This window comes from Blastococcus sp. MG754426, from assembly GCF_021699055.1.
GTDB lineage: Bacteria > Actinomycetota > Actinomycetes > Mycobacteriales > Geodermatophilaceae > Blastococcus.
The window spans coordinates 58,601-72,334 of the sequence record NZ_SSXC01000002.1 but is presented as its reverse complement, the minus strand read 5'-3'; the positions used below and the strand labels follow the sequence as shown (position 1 = coordinate 72,334).

General features: G+C 77.1%; 15 protein-coding genes. 8 read left to right on the top strand and 7 right to left on the bottom strand.

Annotation, left to right across the window (positions count from 1 at the left end; genetic code table 11):
* Positions 1-17 precede the first annotated feature (17 nt).
* Genes E9549_RS01825 through thpR form a run of 4 tightly spaced genes read left to right on the top strand, consistent with a single transcriptional unit; the run spans position 18 to position 2,824 of the window.
* Complete coding sequence (locus tag E9549_RS01825) at positions 18-452, top strand: MarR family winged helix-turn-helix transcriptional regulator (protein ID WP_236824865.1); 435 nt, start codon at positions 18-20, stop codon at positions 450-452.
* A gap of 47 nt (positions 453-499) precedes the next feature.
* Entirely contained in the window at positions 500-1,819 is a 1,320-nt protein-coding gene (locus tag E9549_RS01820; protein ID WP_236824864.1) for an MFS transporter, read from the top strand.
* Positions 1,820-1,874: 55 nt separating this feature from the next.
* Positions 1,875-2,258: a hypothetical protein gene (locus E9549_RS01815; RefSeq protein ID WP_236824863.1), complete on the top strand. Its 384-nt coding sequence runs from the start codon at positions 1,875-1,877 to the stop codon at positions 2,256-2,258.
* A complete protein-coding gene (gene thpR, locus E9549_RS01810) occupies positions 2,255-2,824 on the top strand; it encodes an RNA 2',3'-cyclic phosphodiesterase (protein WP_308191113.1) in 570 nt (189 codons plus the stop codon). The genes E9549_RS01815 and thpR overlap by 4 nt, the downstream gene beginning before the upstream one ends.
* 76 nt (positions 2,825-2,900) lie before the next feature.
* Here thpR and E9549_RS01805 read toward each other — a convergent pair whose 3' ends face one another.
* The gene (locus E9549_RS01805) at positions 2,901-3,869 is read right to left on the bottom strand and encodes an aldo/keto reductase (protein WP_236824862.1); all 969 of its coding nucleotides are present in this window, start codon (positions 3,867-3,869) and stop codon (positions 2,901-2,903) included.
* A 27-nt stretch (positions 3,870-3,896) separates the two neighbouring features.
* On the opposite strand from E9549_RS01805, the gene E9549_RS01800 reads away from it, so the two are divergent.
* Positions 3,897-4,724, top strand: coding sequence for a thioesterase family protein (locus E9549_RS01800; protein ID WP_236824861.1), 828 nt, complete (start codon positions 3,897-3,899; stop codon positions 4,722-4,724).
* On the opposite strand, the gene E9549_RS01795 is transcribed toward E9549_RS01800, so the two are convergent.
* From E9549_RS01795 to E9549_RS01780, 4 genes are all read right to left on the bottom strand, one after another.
* The gene (locus E9549_RS01795) at positions 4,725-5,426 is read right to left on the bottom strand and encodes a TetR family transcriptional regulator (protein WP_236833420.1); all 702 of its coding nucleotides are present in this window, start codon (positions 5,424-5,426) and stop codon (positions 4,725-4,727) included.
* Positions 5,342-6,145: an ABC transporter permease gene (locus E9549_RS01790; protein WP_236824859.1), complete on the bottom strand. Its 804-nt coding sequence runs from the start codon at positions 6,143-6,145 to the stop codon at positions 5,342-5,344. Before E9549_RS01790 ends, E9549_RS01795 begins: the two co-directional genes overlap by 85 nt.
* The gene (locus E9549_RS01785) at positions 6,142-6,864 is read right to left on the bottom strand and encodes an ABC transporter ATP-binding protein (RefSeq protein WP_236824858.1); all 723 of its coding nucleotides are present in this window, start codon (positions 6,862-6,864) and stop codon (positions 6,142-6,144) included. The genes E9549_RS01790 and E9549_RS01785 overlap by 4 nt, the downstream gene beginning before the upstream one ends.
* 62 nt (positions 6,865-6,926) lie before the next feature.
* Positions 6,927-7,880, bottom strand: coding sequence for an NAD(P)/FAD-dependent oxidoreductase (locus E9549_RS01780; RefSeq protein ID WP_236824857.1), 954 nt, complete (start codon positions 7,878-7,880; stop codon positions 6,927-6,929).
* Positions 7,881-7,933: 53 nt separating this feature from the next.
* Here E9549_RS01780 and E9549_RS01775 point away from each other — a divergent pair, with 53 nt between their 5' ends.
* Positions 7,934-8,734: an RNA methyltransferase gene (locus tag E9549_RS01775; RefSeq protein ID WP_236824856.1), complete on the top strand. Its 801-nt coding sequence runs from the start codon at positions 7,934-7,936 to the stop codon at positions 8,732-8,734.
* A gap of 10 nt (positions 8,735-8,744) precedes the next feature.
* Here the strand turns inward: E9549_RS01775 and E9549_RS01770 are convergent, their stop codons facing one another.
* Both E9549_RS01770 and sepH read right to left on the bottom strand, forming a co-directional pair.
* A complete protein-coding gene (locus E9549_RS01770) occupies positions 8,745-9,218 on the bottom strand; it encodes a general stress protein (RefSeq protein WP_236824855.1) in 474 nt (157 codons plus the stop codon).
* A 46-nt stretch (positions 9,219-9,264) separates the two neighbouring features.
* Positions 9,265-10,158: a septation protein SepH gene (sepH, locus tag E9549_RS01765; RefSeq protein ID WP_236824854.1), complete on the bottom strand. Its 894-nt coding sequence runs from the start codon at positions 10,156-10,158 to the stop codon at positions 9,265-9,267.
* Positions 10,159-10,393: 235 nt separating this feature from the next.
* Between sepH and E9549_RS01760 the strand changes: the two genes are divergently transcribed.
* Positions 10,394-12,292, top strand: coding sequence for a prolyl oligopeptidase family serine peptidase (locus E9549_RS01760; protein WP_236824853.1), 1,899 nt, complete (start codon positions 10,394-10,396; stop codon positions 12,290-12,292).
* Positions 12,289-13,734 carry a circularly permuted type 2 ATP-grasp protein gene (locus E9549_RS01755; protein WP_236824852.1) on the top strand — a complete coding sequence of 482 codons (1,446 nt, stop codon included), beginning with the start codon at positions 12,289-12,291 and terminating at the stop codon, positions 13,732-13,734. The genes E9549_RS01760 and E9549_RS01755 overlap by 4 nt, the downstream gene beginning before the upstream one ends.

Genomic DNA, 13,734 nt, shown 5'->3' with positions numbered 1-13,734 from the left:
GAGTTAGGCTAACGACCGTGGGCCGGACGACGCTGGACACCGCCGCGCTCGCCCACGAGCTGCGGCTCGCGGTCATGCGGTTCTCCCGGCGGCTGCGCAACCAGCGGGTGGACACGTCGGTGACGCTCACCCACCTCGCTGCGTTGTCGACGCTCAAGCGGCACGGCCCGATGAGCCCGGGGGAGCTGGCCGCCCACGAGCGGGTGCAGCCGCCGTCGATGACCCGGGTCGTCGTCGCCCTGGAGAACGCGGGGCTGGTCACCCGCACGCCGCACCCCACCGACGGCCGCCAGGTGATCATCGGGCTCACCCCGGCCGCCGAGGAGATGCTGTCGGCGGAGGCGCAGGCGCGTGAGGCGTGGCTGGCCTCCCGGCTGCAGGAGCTCACCGCCGAGGAGCGGGCGGTGCTGCGCGAGGCGGCCGAGATCATGGACAAGCTCGCCGGTGGGTGACCTGGACGAGCACTGACCAGCGGACGCCGCCCGAGCAGGGGAGCGGCATGTTCCGGGCCCTCCGGGTGCGCAACTTCCGCCGCTACGCCTCGGCCAACCTGCTCAGCCTGACCGGTACCTGGATGCAGCGCATCGGCCAGGACTGGCTGGTGCTGCAGCTCTCCGACGACAGCGGCGTCGCCCTCGGGCTGATCACCGCGCTGCAGTTCGGCCCCTCGCTGCTGCTGAGCGCCTACGGCGGTGTCCTCGCCGACCGCTACCCCAAGCGACGGCTGCTGATCATCGCCCAGGCCCTCATGGGCCTGCTCGCGCTCGTGCTGGGCGTCCTGGTGGCCACCGGGGCGGTCGCGCTGTGGCACGTGTTCGTGCTGGCCGGGCTGCTCGGGTCGGTGGCCGCCGTCGACGTGCCGGTGCGGCAGTCGTTCGTCCCGGAGATGGTCGGCCCTGAGCTGATCACCAACGCGGTGAGCCTCAACTCGACGATCTTCAACGGCGCCCGGCTGATCGGCCCCGCCCTGGCCGGGCTGCTCATCGGCGCCGCCTCGGGGAACACCGCACCGGCGTTCTTCCTCAACGCGGCGAGCTTCGCGTTCACCATCGCCGCGATCGCCGGCATGCGCGCCGACGAGCTCACCCCGAGCCCCCCGGTCGCCCGGGGCCGGGGCCAGCTGCGCGAGGGGCTGGCCTACACCAGGGCCCACCCCGACCTGCTGCTGGCGATGGGCCTCGCCTTCGTCCTGGGCACCTTCGGGTTCAACTACCAGGTGACCATCGCGCTGATGGCCCGGGAGACCTTCGACCTCGGCGCGGAGGCGTTCGGGCTGCTGTCGACGTGCTTCGCGGTGGGGTCGCTGAGCGGCGCGCTGCTCTCCACCCGGCGCAGCGTGCGGCCACGGCAGCGGTTCCTCGTCGGCTCGGCTGTGCTCTTCGGCGCCTGCACCGTCGTCGCCGGGCTGATGCCGACCTACCTGGCGTTCGCCGCGCTGCTGGTGCCCACGGGGGCCGCGGCGCTGGTGTTCAGCGTGGCCAACAACAGCTTCGTCCAGCTCGGCGTCGATCCGCAGATGCGCGGCCGGGTGATGGCGCTCTACTTCATGTGCTTCATGGGCGGCACGCCGGTCGGTGCACCGCTGATCGGCTGGGTCGCCGAGCGCTTCGGCGCCCCGTGGGGGCTCGTCCTCGGGGGCGGGGTCTGCATCGTGGCCGGCGTCGTCGCCGCCGCCTGGCTGGCCCACCGCGGCTCGCTGCGGCTGACGGTGCAGCGCTCGCCGGTGCGGGTGCGCATCCGCCGCACCGTCCCCTCCGCGCAGGTGCGCACGGTGGAGGAGCAGCTCAGCCAGAAGGCCCCCGGTCAGCAGTCGCTCTGAGCGTTCCGCGCGTACCGTTCGCTGCACCGGTACCGCCCGTGCCCCGAGGACCACCATGGCCGCGCTCCTCCAGCTCATCGCACTGCTCGCCGCCTTCGCGGGCCTGGTCGCCGGCCTGGGGCCGCTGATCCGGCGGATCGAGGCGTGGTCGGCCCGCCGCCACGCGGCCCGCCACCCGGCGCCGCCCGGGCGGTCGCTGCAGGTCGTCGCCGCGGACGTGCGCCGGCTCGGCCGCCAGGTGGCGCTGGTGCCCGCCGGCATGCCCATGGCCCGGCGGCGGGCGCTGCTGGCGGCCTACGACGACGTCCTCGGTGAGGCGGCCGGGATGCTCGGCGTGGCCTCGGCGCTGGCGGAGCTGCCGGAGGGCCGGGCGCGCGAGGTCGAGCGCCTGCGGGTGGCCGCGGAGCTGCGCGCCGCCGGCTTGCAGGTGCCCCTCTGACCGCCGGGGCCACCCGTCGGCTGTTCTTCGCCGTCGACCCGCCCGACCCTGCGCGCCGCGACCTCGAACGCGCGCTCGGCCCGCTCCGCGACCTCCCGGGTGCGCCGCGCTGGGGCCGGCCCGAGCGCTGGCACCTGACGCTGCTGTTCCTGGGCGCGGTGCCCGAGCCGGTGGTGCCCCGTCTGGTGGCCTCGGCCGCGCCGGCGGTGGCCGCGACCCCGCCGATGGCGCTGCGGCTGGCCGGGGGAGGGCGGTTCGGGTCGCTGCGCCGCCCGCAGGTCGCCTGGACGGGGCTGGAGGGCGACGTCGAGCCGCTGGTCGCGCTGGCCGGCCGGCTGGCCGCCGTCGCCCGCACCCTGGGGCTCCCCGTGGAGGACCGGCCCTTCCGGCCGCACCTGACGCTCGGCCGGTGGCGCCCCGGCCGGCCCGCCGACGGCACCGTCCCCGACCGGCTGGCCGGCTACCGGGGACCCGAGTGGCCGGTGCAGGAGATCCGGCTGTGGGAGAGCCGCCTCGGACCGGCCCCCGCGTACACGGTCATCGCCGCCTGGCCCCTCGTGAGGTGAGCTGCTCCGCGGAACGCGGCTCGGTCGCAGGGGCCCGCGCCGAGCGTGCGAGGCGTCGGGGGGCGACGGGGTCCTTCTACCAGGCGTACTCCATCGGGGCGGCGCGGTAGCCGGGGAAGATCTCGTCGAGGCGGGCCAGGGCGTCCGCCTCCAGGGTGATCCCGAGCGCCCGCAACCCGCCCTCGAGCTGCTCCACGGTGCGCGGCCCCACGATCGGCGCGGTGACGGCCGGCTGGTGCAGCAGCCAGGCCAGCCCGACGTCGGCGGGGGCGTGCCCCAGCTCCCGGCACAGCGCCTCGTACCGCTCCAGCGCCGGCCGGTGCCGCTCGACCCTCTCCCGGGTGCGCTCCTCGCCGCGGCGCGCTCCCTCGGCCTTCTCCAGGGCGCCGGCGAGCAGGCCACCGGCCAGCGGGCTCCACGGGATGATGCCGACGCCGTAGTGCTGCGCGGCGGGGAGCACCTCCAGCTCCACGTGCCGGGTCAGCAGGTTGTAGTGCGACTGCTCGCTCACCAGGCCCTGAAAGTTTCGCCGGGCGGCCGCCTCGTTGGCGGCGGCGATCTGCCAGGCGGCGTGGTTGGACGAGCCGACGTAGAGCACCTTGCCCTGGGCGACCAGCGTCTCGCAGGCCTGCCAGATCTCCTCCCACGGCGTCGCGAGGTCGACGTGGTGGAACTGGTAGAGGTCGATCCAGTCGGTGCCCATCCGGCGCAGCGAGGCCTCGCAGGCACGCACGATGTTGCGGGCGGACAGGAACGTGTCGTTGGGCCAGTCGCTCATGCCGCCGTAGACCTTGGTCGCGAGCACCGCCTTCTCGCGCCGTCCGCCGCCCTGGGCGAACCAGCTGCCCAGCACCTCCTCGGTGCGGCCCTTGCCGGCGTCGAAGCCGTAGACGTTGGCCGTGTCGAAGAAGTTGATCCCCTCGGCCAGCGCCCGGTCGAGGATCGCGTGCGCGTCGCCCTCCTCGGTCTTCCAGCCGAAGTTCATCGTCCCCAGGCACAGCCGGGACACCGTCAGGCCGCTGCGGCCGAGGTGGGTGTAGTCCATGCCGGCCACCCTGGCACCCTGTCCGGCGTGCCGCAGAACGATGCCCAGGGTCTCTCCGAGTTCGACGCCGCCACGACGGTGCAGCGGTCCGAGGGCGGCGGCTTCGTCGCCGACCTCCACCCGGGCTGGGACGTCGGCGCCGGCATCCTCAACGGCGGCTACCTGCTCGCCGTCACCGCGCGGGCCGTGCTCGCCGACAGCCCCCACCCGCACCCGGTGGCGGTCTCGGCCAGCTACCTGCGCGCCACCCCGCCCGGCCCGGCCTCGCTGGCGGTCACGCCGGGCCCGGCGGGCCGGACGCTGGCGCACACCGGCGTCGTGCTCAGCGGCCCGGCGGGGCCCACGCTCAGCGTCCAGGTGACGACGGCGGCGCTCGGCGAGGAGGCCCCGCTGCGCTCGGTGCCGGCGCCCGACGTCCCGCCGGTGGAGGAGTGCCTGGACGCCGAACCGGGCGCGCAGATGGGCGGCCACCCCGTCCCGGCGGTCGGCCTGCGGCACCGCGTGGAGACCCGCCTGGACCCCGCCACCGCCGGGTGGGCGCTGGGCAAGCCCTCGGGGGAGCCGGTGATGCGTGCCTGGCTGCGGCTCGCCGACGGCCGCGAGCCCGACCCGCTGGCGCTGCTGCTGTTCGCCGACGTGCTGCCGCCGACGAGCTGGTCGATGGGGCTCATGGGCTGGGCACCCACGGTGCAGCTGCAGGTGCTCGTCCGGGCGCTGCCGGCGCCGGGGTGGTGCCTGGCCGAGGCCCGGGCCAACGAGGTCGCCGGCGGCTGGCTGGACGAGGAGTACCGGATCTGGGACTCCACCGGCCGGCTGGTCGCGCAGAGCCGGCAGCTGGCGCGCGCGCCGCGGTAGTCAGGCCTGCGGCAGCTCCACCTCGCCGGTGAGGTACCGCTGCACGGTGGGGCCGACCGCCGCGACGATCGACTCCGGCGCTGCGGAGGCCAGCGGCTCCACCCGCAGCACGTAGCGGGCCATCACCAGGCCGATGAGCTGCGAGGCGGCCAGGGAGCCGCGCGCCTCCCGCTCGGCGGTGGGCAGCCCCAGCGTGCCGACCACGCGCCGCAGGATCTGGGAGACCAGGAACTCGCGGAGCAGCTTCGCCGTCCACTCGTTGGCGACGGCGGAGCGGACCAGGGCCAGCGCCGCCGGGCGCATCGGCCCGTCCCAGACGCGCAGCAGCAGCCGCACGATGTTCTCGCCCAGGTTCTCGTGGCCGCCGGCGAGGACCTCGGGCAGCAGCTCCGCCGGGTTCGCGGGCGCCTCGATGGCGGCGAGGAAGAGCTTTTCCTTGTTGCCGAAGTAGTGGTGCACCAGCGCCGGGTCGACGCCGGCCGCGCCGGCGATCCCGCGGATGGTGGCGCCGTCGAAACCCCGCTCGGCGAACGCCTCCCGGGCCGCGGCCAGGACGGCGTCCCGGGTGTCGGGGTTCCCGGGACGCCGTCCCGGTCGTCGGGCCGGTCCTGCTGCGCTCAGCTGGTCCTCCTCCGCAGGGTCGCCGCCGCCAGGGCGAGGGCGAGCAGGGCGGCGCCGGCGACGATCCCGACGTCCACCCACATCGTGCCGGTCGCCGACGGCGACCGCCCGACCTCCTGCAGGGCCTCGACCGCGTAGGTCAGCGGCAGGACGTCGCTGATCGCCTGCAGCCAGCCGGCCATCTGCTCGCGCGGCACCAGCAACCCGCAGAGGAAGAACTGCGGCAGCACGACCACCGGCATGAACTGCACCGCCTGGAACTCGCTGCGGGCGAAGGCGCTGGCCAGCAGCCCCAGGGCCACGCCGAGGACGGCGTCGGCGACGGCGATGAGCACGACCAGCTCCAGGGGCCCGGCGATGTCGAGGTCGTAGAGCGTGACGGCCACGGTCACCGTGATCACCGCCTGCACGGCGGCGGCCAGCCCGAACGCCGTCCCGTAGCCCAGCAGCAGGTCCAGCCGCGACTGCGGCGTGGTGAGGAGCCGCTCGAGCGTGCCGGAGGTGCGCTCGCGGAGCATCGCGATGCTGGTGACCAGGAACATCACCACGAACGGGAAGATGCCGAGCATCGTCAGCCCGACCCGGTCGAAGGTGCTCGGCTGCCCGGGCGGCGCGGGCACGTCGGCCCACAGCAGCGCGAGCAGGCCCAGCAGCAGGCTGGGCAGCACCAGCATCATGGCGATCGTCCGGTGGTCGTGCCGCAGCTGGCGCAGCACCCGGGCGGTCGTGGCGGCGGTGAGCCGGGGGCTGAGCCGGCCCGTGGCCCGGTCGGGGGTGCGGGTGGGTGCCGCGGTGGTCACGCCGCCACCTCCTCGCGGGCGCGGATGAGCCGGAGGAAGGCGTCCTCCAGGTCGTCGGTGCCCGCCTCCGCGCGCACCTCCGCCGGGGTGGCGTCGGCCAGCAGCGCGCCGTCGCGCAGCAGGAGGAGCCGGTCGCAGCGGGCCGCCTCGTCCATGACGTGGCTGGAGACCAGCAGCGTCGCACCGGCGGCGGCCAGGGCGTGGAACCTCTCCCACAGCTCCACCCGGAGCACCGGGTCCAGCCCGACGGTGGGCTCGTCGAGCACCAGCACGTCCGGCTCGCCGACCAGTGCGCAGGCCAGCGAGGCTCGGCCGCGCTGCCCGCCGGAGAGGTCCTCGACCAGCTGCCCGGACGCGTCGGCGAGGCCGACGGCGGCGACGGCGGCGTCGGCCTCCTTCGCGCCCCGGCCGTGCAGGGCGGCGAAGTAGCGGGCGTTCTCGCGCACGGTCAGGTCGGCGTAGACGCTGGGCGCCTGGGTGACGTAGCCGACGCGGCTGCGCAGGGCGGGGGAGCCGGCCGGCTCCCCGAGCACGGTGACCGTGCCCGAGCGGACCACCTGCACGCCGACGACGGCCCGCATCAGCGTGGTCTTCCCGCTGCCGCTCGGGCCGAGCAGGCCGGTGACCTGCCCCGGCGGCACGGTGGTGGACAGGCCGTCGAGCACCCGGCGGTGCCCGCGGTCGACGACGAGATCGGTGACGGTGACGGCGGCGTCCATGCCCGGCCTCCCGCGATTCAACGGATGATGAATTCAACGGTAGGTGAGTTCTCGGCGTCCCGTCAACGGGTGAGCGCCCGGCCCAGTGCCGTGCCCGAGGACCAGGCGCCCTCCACCTTCGCCGGGGCGTGCCAGCCGTCGCCGCAGAGCCCGATCCCGTCGGCCAGGCCGAACGGCTCCTCCCGCGGGGCGGCCGGCCGGGCGAACGTCCAGCGGTGGACGTCGGTCCACCCGGGCTCCGCGTCGATGCCCAGGGCGGACCGCACCGCCGAGACCACGGCCGGCACGGCGCCGGCGGGGTCCTCGAGGTGCGCGGCGGCCAGCGCGGCGGTGGTGTGCGCGACCAGCACCGGGGCGCCGTCCCCGCGTCGGTCGCCGTCGTCGGCGATCCACTCCACCGCCGGGTCGTCGTGCACGAAGGCCCCGTGCAGGTCGGCCGGCCACCGGCGCCCGGTCCAGCCGAGCACCACGGCCAGGGCCGGCTGCCAGGTCTCCGCGGCGGCCAGCCGCCCCGCCGGGCCGGCCGGGTCCAGCAGGCGGGCGGCCTGGGGCCCCGGCATCGCGAGGACGGCGGCCGGCACGGCCCGCCCGTCGACGGCCGGGCCGGCGGTCACCTCCCGCACGGTCGTCCCGGACCGGACGGGCAGGCCGCTGGCGAGGTCGGTGGCGAGGCTGCGCGACCCGCCCGGCGTCCCGTACCGCATCGGCCCGGACTTCCGGTCCCGCAGCCCGTCCGGTCCGGCGACCGCGAAGGTGTCGGTCCAGGGGCGGGCCAGCCCGCGCGCCACCCAGTCGGCCACCACGGCGGCGAACGGGGAGCCCTCGCCGGCGGTGAGGTAGGAGGCGCCGAGGTCGACCGGGCGGCCGCGCACCGTGCGCGAGGACAGCCGCCCACCCGGGGCCCGGCCCCGGTCGAGCACCTGGACGTCGCGGCCGGCGTCCCGCAGGACGCGGGCGCAGGCCAGGCCGGCGATGCCGGCGCCGATCACGGTCACGGGGGAGCTGTCGGGAGCCACGGCTCGATCCTGGGGGTCGCGCCCCGCCGTCGCCCGCCCGGCAGAATCACCGGGTGCCCGAGACCATCACCGACCCGGCCGACGAGCGGGTGGCCGACTTCCGCGACCTGAAGGCGGGGGACCGCCCCGCCGGCACCCCGCGGGGCACGGGGACGGTGATCGTGGAGGGTGTGCCGGCCGTGCAGCGGCTGCTGTCCTCCCCGTACCGGGTGCGGGCGGTGCTCGGGGTGCCCGGGCGGGTGGCCGCGCTGGGGCTGCCCGACGACGTCCCGGCCTACGAGGCGGACAAGTGGGTGCTGTCCGAGATCATCGGCTTCCGGCTGACCCGGGGCGTCGTCGCCTCGGCCGACCGGCGTCCGCCCGCCGAGCTGGACCCGCTGCTCGCCGGGCCCGACGCGGCCGCGCCCCGGCGGCTGGCCGTCCTGGAGGCGCTCAACGACGCCGAGAACCTCGGCTCGATCGCCCGCTCGGCGGTGGCCCTGGGGGTCGACGGCCTGCTGCTGGACCCGCGCTGCGCCGACCCGCTGTACCGGCGCTCGGTGCGGGTCTCGATGGGGCACGTGCTGGCCCTGCCGTTCGCCGTGCTGCCCGACTGGCCGGCCGGGCTCGGGCGGCTGCACGACGCGGGGTACCTCACCGTCGCGCTCACCCCCGCCGCCGGCGCCGTCGACCTCGGCGAGATCGACCCGCGGGCGCACCCGCGCACCGCCGTGCTGCTGGGCGCCGAAGGGCCCGGGCTCACCCCGGAGGCGCAGGCCGCCGCTCGGGTGCGGGCGCGCATCCCGATGCGCAGCGGGGTGGACTCCCTCGGCGTGGCCGCCGCGGCGGCCGTCGCGTTCGCAACGCTGCGCTAGCGGCCGGGACCTAGCCGCGCAGCGAGAAGCGGGCCAGCATCGCGCGGGCCTCCTCGGCGTGCGCCGGGTGGCACATCACGTCGTACCGGCTGGCGGTGATCTTGCTGGTGCTGGTGAAGTCCCGCTTGCCCCGGGTGGCGGCGTAGCTCATGCCGCCGAAGGCGGCGCCGAAGGCCAGACCGATCAGCAGGCCGGTCAGCACCGAGCCGATCCAGCCGCTGCCGTCGGGGGCGAAGATGCCGAGCAGGAGCCCGACGAACAGACCCCACCAGGCACCCGCCGCCGCGCCGGCCGCGATCGCGCGCCCCATCGTCATGCGACCGGTCACCGTCTCGACCATGCGCAGGTCGGTACCGATGATGGTCACGTTCTCGACCGCGAACTTCTCGTCGGAGAGGTAGTCGACGGCGGCCTGGGCCTGCTCGTAGCTGTCGTAGGACCCGACCTGCACGCCGCCGAGCGGCATCGACACCGAAGCACTCATGCCGGGTCAACTACCCAGCCGGGCCCGGTGTTCCACGCGGAGGGGCTCAGCGGTTGCGGCGGACCCCGAAGACGATGTCCTCCCACGCGGGGATGCGGGCGCGCGGGTCCTCGTCGTCGTCGGTGCCCCCGCCGCCCCGGCCGAGCACCACGGTGTCGTGCTCGGCGACCTCGTCCAGCAGCGCGGCCATCGACTCCTCGTCGGCCGGGGTGCCGTCGGGGGCGTGCACGTCGCGCACGTGCGCGTCCTCGTCCGGGGTGGGCGGCGGCTCCGGGCTGCGCACCACCTGCACGGGGCGGCTGCGCGGCGCCGGTGCGGGCTGGCCGGCCGGCACCTCGGGGACGACGCGCACCAGGCGGGTGCCCTCGGCGAAGTCGGTCGTCGCGGCGTCGTGCGGGGCGACGGTGCGGGAGGGGAGGTCGAAGTTCCACCGGGCGGTGCCCGACTTCGCCCCCGCGCGCCACTCGCCGGTGACCACCCAGGTGCCGTCCTCGTCGCGGTAGGCGTCCCACCGGACGGCGTCGATGTCGGTGTCGATGAGCCGCAGCCGCTCGACCATGAACTGCTGGAGCGCCGCACCGGGCGCCCCCTCGGTGAGCCGGACGCGCGCCTCGCGCGCCTGCGTGGCCACCCGCTCGCGCTCCTGGAGCACGGGGTGCGCGAAGCGCATGATGCGCTCGACCCGGGCGCCGGTGGCGGCGGCGACCTGCTCGGGCGTCTCGCCGGCGCGGATGCGGGACTGGATCACCCGCGGCGGCAGCTCGGTGCCGAGGTCGACGTCGATCTGGGTCAGGCGGCGGGCGTCGCCCCGGGCGGCCGCGCGCACGCGCTCGTCGATCGGGAGCTCGAACCGCTCGCCCTCGGGGTGGTCGGGGCTGTCGGCCACGAGGACGAGGCTCTTCCCGTCGTCGGAGAGTGCCACGAGGCGCAGCGTGCGCATGGGCGACCTCCTGCAGCCGGCGCGGCGGGCCCGGACGAGACCCCGGTCCCGGAGGTTATCCGGAGCGGCCGCCCGCGGCACGCAGGCGCCCCGGCGTGGCGCGGACCGCGCGACTCCCCGGGGAGGGGGTTCGGCGGGCCCCGGCCCACGCCGATGAGAGCGCTGGGACCTGCCCGGGACGAGCCGCCGCCACAGCGGGGGGCTCGCCGGCGCCGCGCCGAGCCGAGGAGGAGCGATGGCCAGCCCCGCGACCCAGCAGTGGACGACCGCGCCCGCCGCGTGCCCCGCGCTGCCCGTGCTCGCCCCGCCGGAGGCGCTGCCGGCCGCGGTGCGCCGCGCCGTCACCGGGATCGCCGGTGCCACCGCCGCCTGGTGCCCCGCCCCGGCCCCCGACGGGCACCGCGTCGCCTACGTCACGGACCGCTCCGGCCTGCCCCGGCTGGAGGTCGCGGCCCTGGACGGGGCCACCCCGCCGGTCCAGGTGTCCGGCGCCGACCAGGAGGTCATCTCGGTCTCCTGGTCGCCCGACGGCGAGCGGCTGGCCTACCTGGTGAGCCCGGGCGGATCCATCTGCGCGGAGCTGCACGTGGTGCGCCCCGACGGCTCGGGGCGGGCGCTGGTGGCCGGGGCCGATCCGCGGGCGGCCGTGTTCGCCGGGTGCTGGGTGGGGCCGCGGCACTACGCGTGCTCGATCGCCCCGGGCTCCGGGCCGGACGCCGACGTGGTGCTGGTCGACGTGGTCACCGGGGAGCAGCGGACGCTGGCCTCCGGTGGCTTCCTCGCCGTCACCGCGGTCTCCGCCGACCGGCGCACCGTCCTGGCCCGGCGCGGCCCGCGCGCCTACCGGCACATCGTCGTCATCGACGTCGCCACCGGCATCCAGCGACGGGTGGTCCCGCTGGACGCCCCCGGCGGGATCGCCTCCGAGGACGGCCGGTTCGCCGACGGCGGGGCCACCGTGCACGTGCGCGCCGCGCTGCCGGGCCCCCCGGGGACCGACCGCGCCGGCCTGGTCGCCGTCCCCCTCGACGGGGAGGGGGTGCCCGGCCGCGGCCGCGTCGTGCTGCGGCGCCCCGACGCCGACCTCGACGGGTACGTGGTGCGCGCCGACGGCACGGTGCTGGCGGTCTGGAACGCCGACGGGGTCAGCGAGCTGTGGCTGCACGCACGTTCCGACGGCGCCGTCGTGCGGCGCATCGCGCTGCCCGAGCCGGTCCTCTCCGGCTGGGCGCCGGCGCCCGGCGGCGGGGCGCTCGTCGCCGAGCTCTCCGGCCCCCGCACGCCCCGCGGGCTCTGGCGGGTGCCGCTGGACGGCGCCGCCGCCGAGCCGCTGCCCTGCTCGTCCCCGCGGCCGGAGGTGCCCGGACTCGTCGAGCCGGTGCGCCACGAGTACCTCACCCCGGACGGCCTCCGGCTCTCCGGCTGGCTGTACGTGCCCGAGGGCAGCCGCGGCCCGAACCGCACGGTGGTCAGCTTCCACGGCGGGCCGGAGGGGCAGGCGCGGCCGAACTGGTCGCCGATCACGCAGAGCATGGTCGCCGCGGGGTTGACCGTCTTCGCCCCGAACGTGCGGGGCTCCGGGGGGTTCGGCCGCGCCTTCCTCACCGCCGACGACGGACCGGCGCGGGAGCACTCCTTCGCCGACGTCCGGACGACGGTGGACGAGCTGGTGACCGCGGGCATCGCCGCCCCCGGCCGGGTCGGCGCGCACGGGTGGTCCTACGGCGGCTACCTGACCCTCGTCGCGCTCACCCGCTGGCCCGAGCTGTTCGCCGCGGGCACCTCGCTGGCCGGCATGAGCGACCTGCGGACCTTCTTCGCCGGCACCGAGCCGTGGATGGCGGCGGCCTCGGTGACCGAGTACGGCGACCCGGTCGCCGACCGGGACCTGCTGGCCGGCCTCTCGCCGATGACCGCCCTGGACCGGATCACCGCGCCGGTGCTGCTGGCCCACGGGGACCGCGACACCAACGTGCCGGTCGCGGAGTCGGTGCAGGCCCACCAGGCGCTGCAGGCACGCGGCGCCCGCGCCGACCTGCTGCTCTTCCGCGGGGAGGGCCACGCGATCGTGGGACGCGAGCACCTGGTGGAGCTGGGCGAGCGGCTCGCCGCCTGGTTCGATCGGTGGCTGTGAGCGGGGAACTCTTCGCCGGCTACCCCACCGACCGCGGCGACGAGGCCGTCGGTGCCGACGGCCGGCTGCGCGACGGGTGGGCCGGGCCGGTCGCCGCCCTGGAGCGGCTGGGCGCCGCCGGGCTGGCGGCCGCGGAGGAGGAGCTGGCGCGGCGGCGGCAGGAGCGCGGCGTCGTCGTCGGCACCTGGGCCGACGGGCGGCAGCAGCTGCGGCCGGTGGTGCAGGACCCGGTGCCGCGGGTGCTCGACGCCGCGACCTGGCGGGCGCTGTCGGCCGGCGTGGCCCAGCGGCACCGGGCGCTGAACGCCTTCCTCGCCGACGCCTACCGCCCGGCCGGCCGGCGGCGGGGCGACCCCGACCGGGCCGCGGAGATCGTGCGGGCCGGTGCCGTGCCGGAGTGGGCGGTGGCGAACGGCCCGGGCCGGGACCCCGAGGCGGTCGCCCGCGCCTGGCCCGGGCAGCCGCGCGCGACCGTCGCCGCGGCCGACCTCGTCCGGACGGTGGACGGCCGCTGGGCGGTGGTCCGCGACCACCTGCGCGCGCCGTCGGGCATCGGCTACGCGCTGGCCGACCGGGAGTGCACCCGCGCGGTCCTGCCGGAGCTCCTCTCCGGCGCCGGCGACCGGCTCCGCGACCCCGCCGACGCCGTCCCGCTGCTCGCCGCCGCGCTGGCCGACGCCGCACCCCCGGGCGTGACGGGGCCGCGCACCGCCGTGCTCACCCAGGGCGAGGGCGAGGGCGCCTGGTTCGAGCACCGGGTGCTCGCCGAGGCGCTCGACGCCCCGCTGGTGCGCGCCGGTGACCTGTGGCCGCGCAGCGACGGGGGGGTGGAGGCGGTGGTCGACGGCGGTCGCGTGCCGGTCGACGTCCTCTACCGGCGCTTCGACGACGCCCTGCTCGGCGCCTACCCGACCGGCGCGGGGGTGCCCCTGGACCTCGCGCTGACCGAGGCGGTGCGGGCCCGCAGGCTCGGCCTGGCCAACGTTCCGGGCAACGCGGTGGCCGACGACGCGGCCGGCTACGCCTGGGTGCCGGCGATGATCCGCTTCTACCTCGGCGAGGAGCCGCTGCTGGCCTCCGCGCGGACCTGGGTGCTCGCCGACCCGGCCGCGTGGGCCGAGGTGGCCGACCGGCTGCACGAGCTCGAGGTCGAGTCCGTCGCCGGGTACGGCGGCCGGCGCGTCGTGCACGGCCCGTCCTGCCCGGCCGCCGGGCTGGCCGCGCTGCGGGCCGAGATCGCCGCCGCCCCGCACCGGTTCGTCGCCCGCGAGCCGCTGGCCCCCTCCACCGCACCGGCGCTGGCCGGCGGGTGCCTGCACCCCCGGCCGGTGGGGCTGCGGGTGTTCTCCGTCGCCGGGCGCACCACGGCCACGCTGCCGCTGGCGCTGACCCGGGTGGGCGGCGACGGCCTCCTCGGCAAGGACACCTGGCTGCTGCGCTGA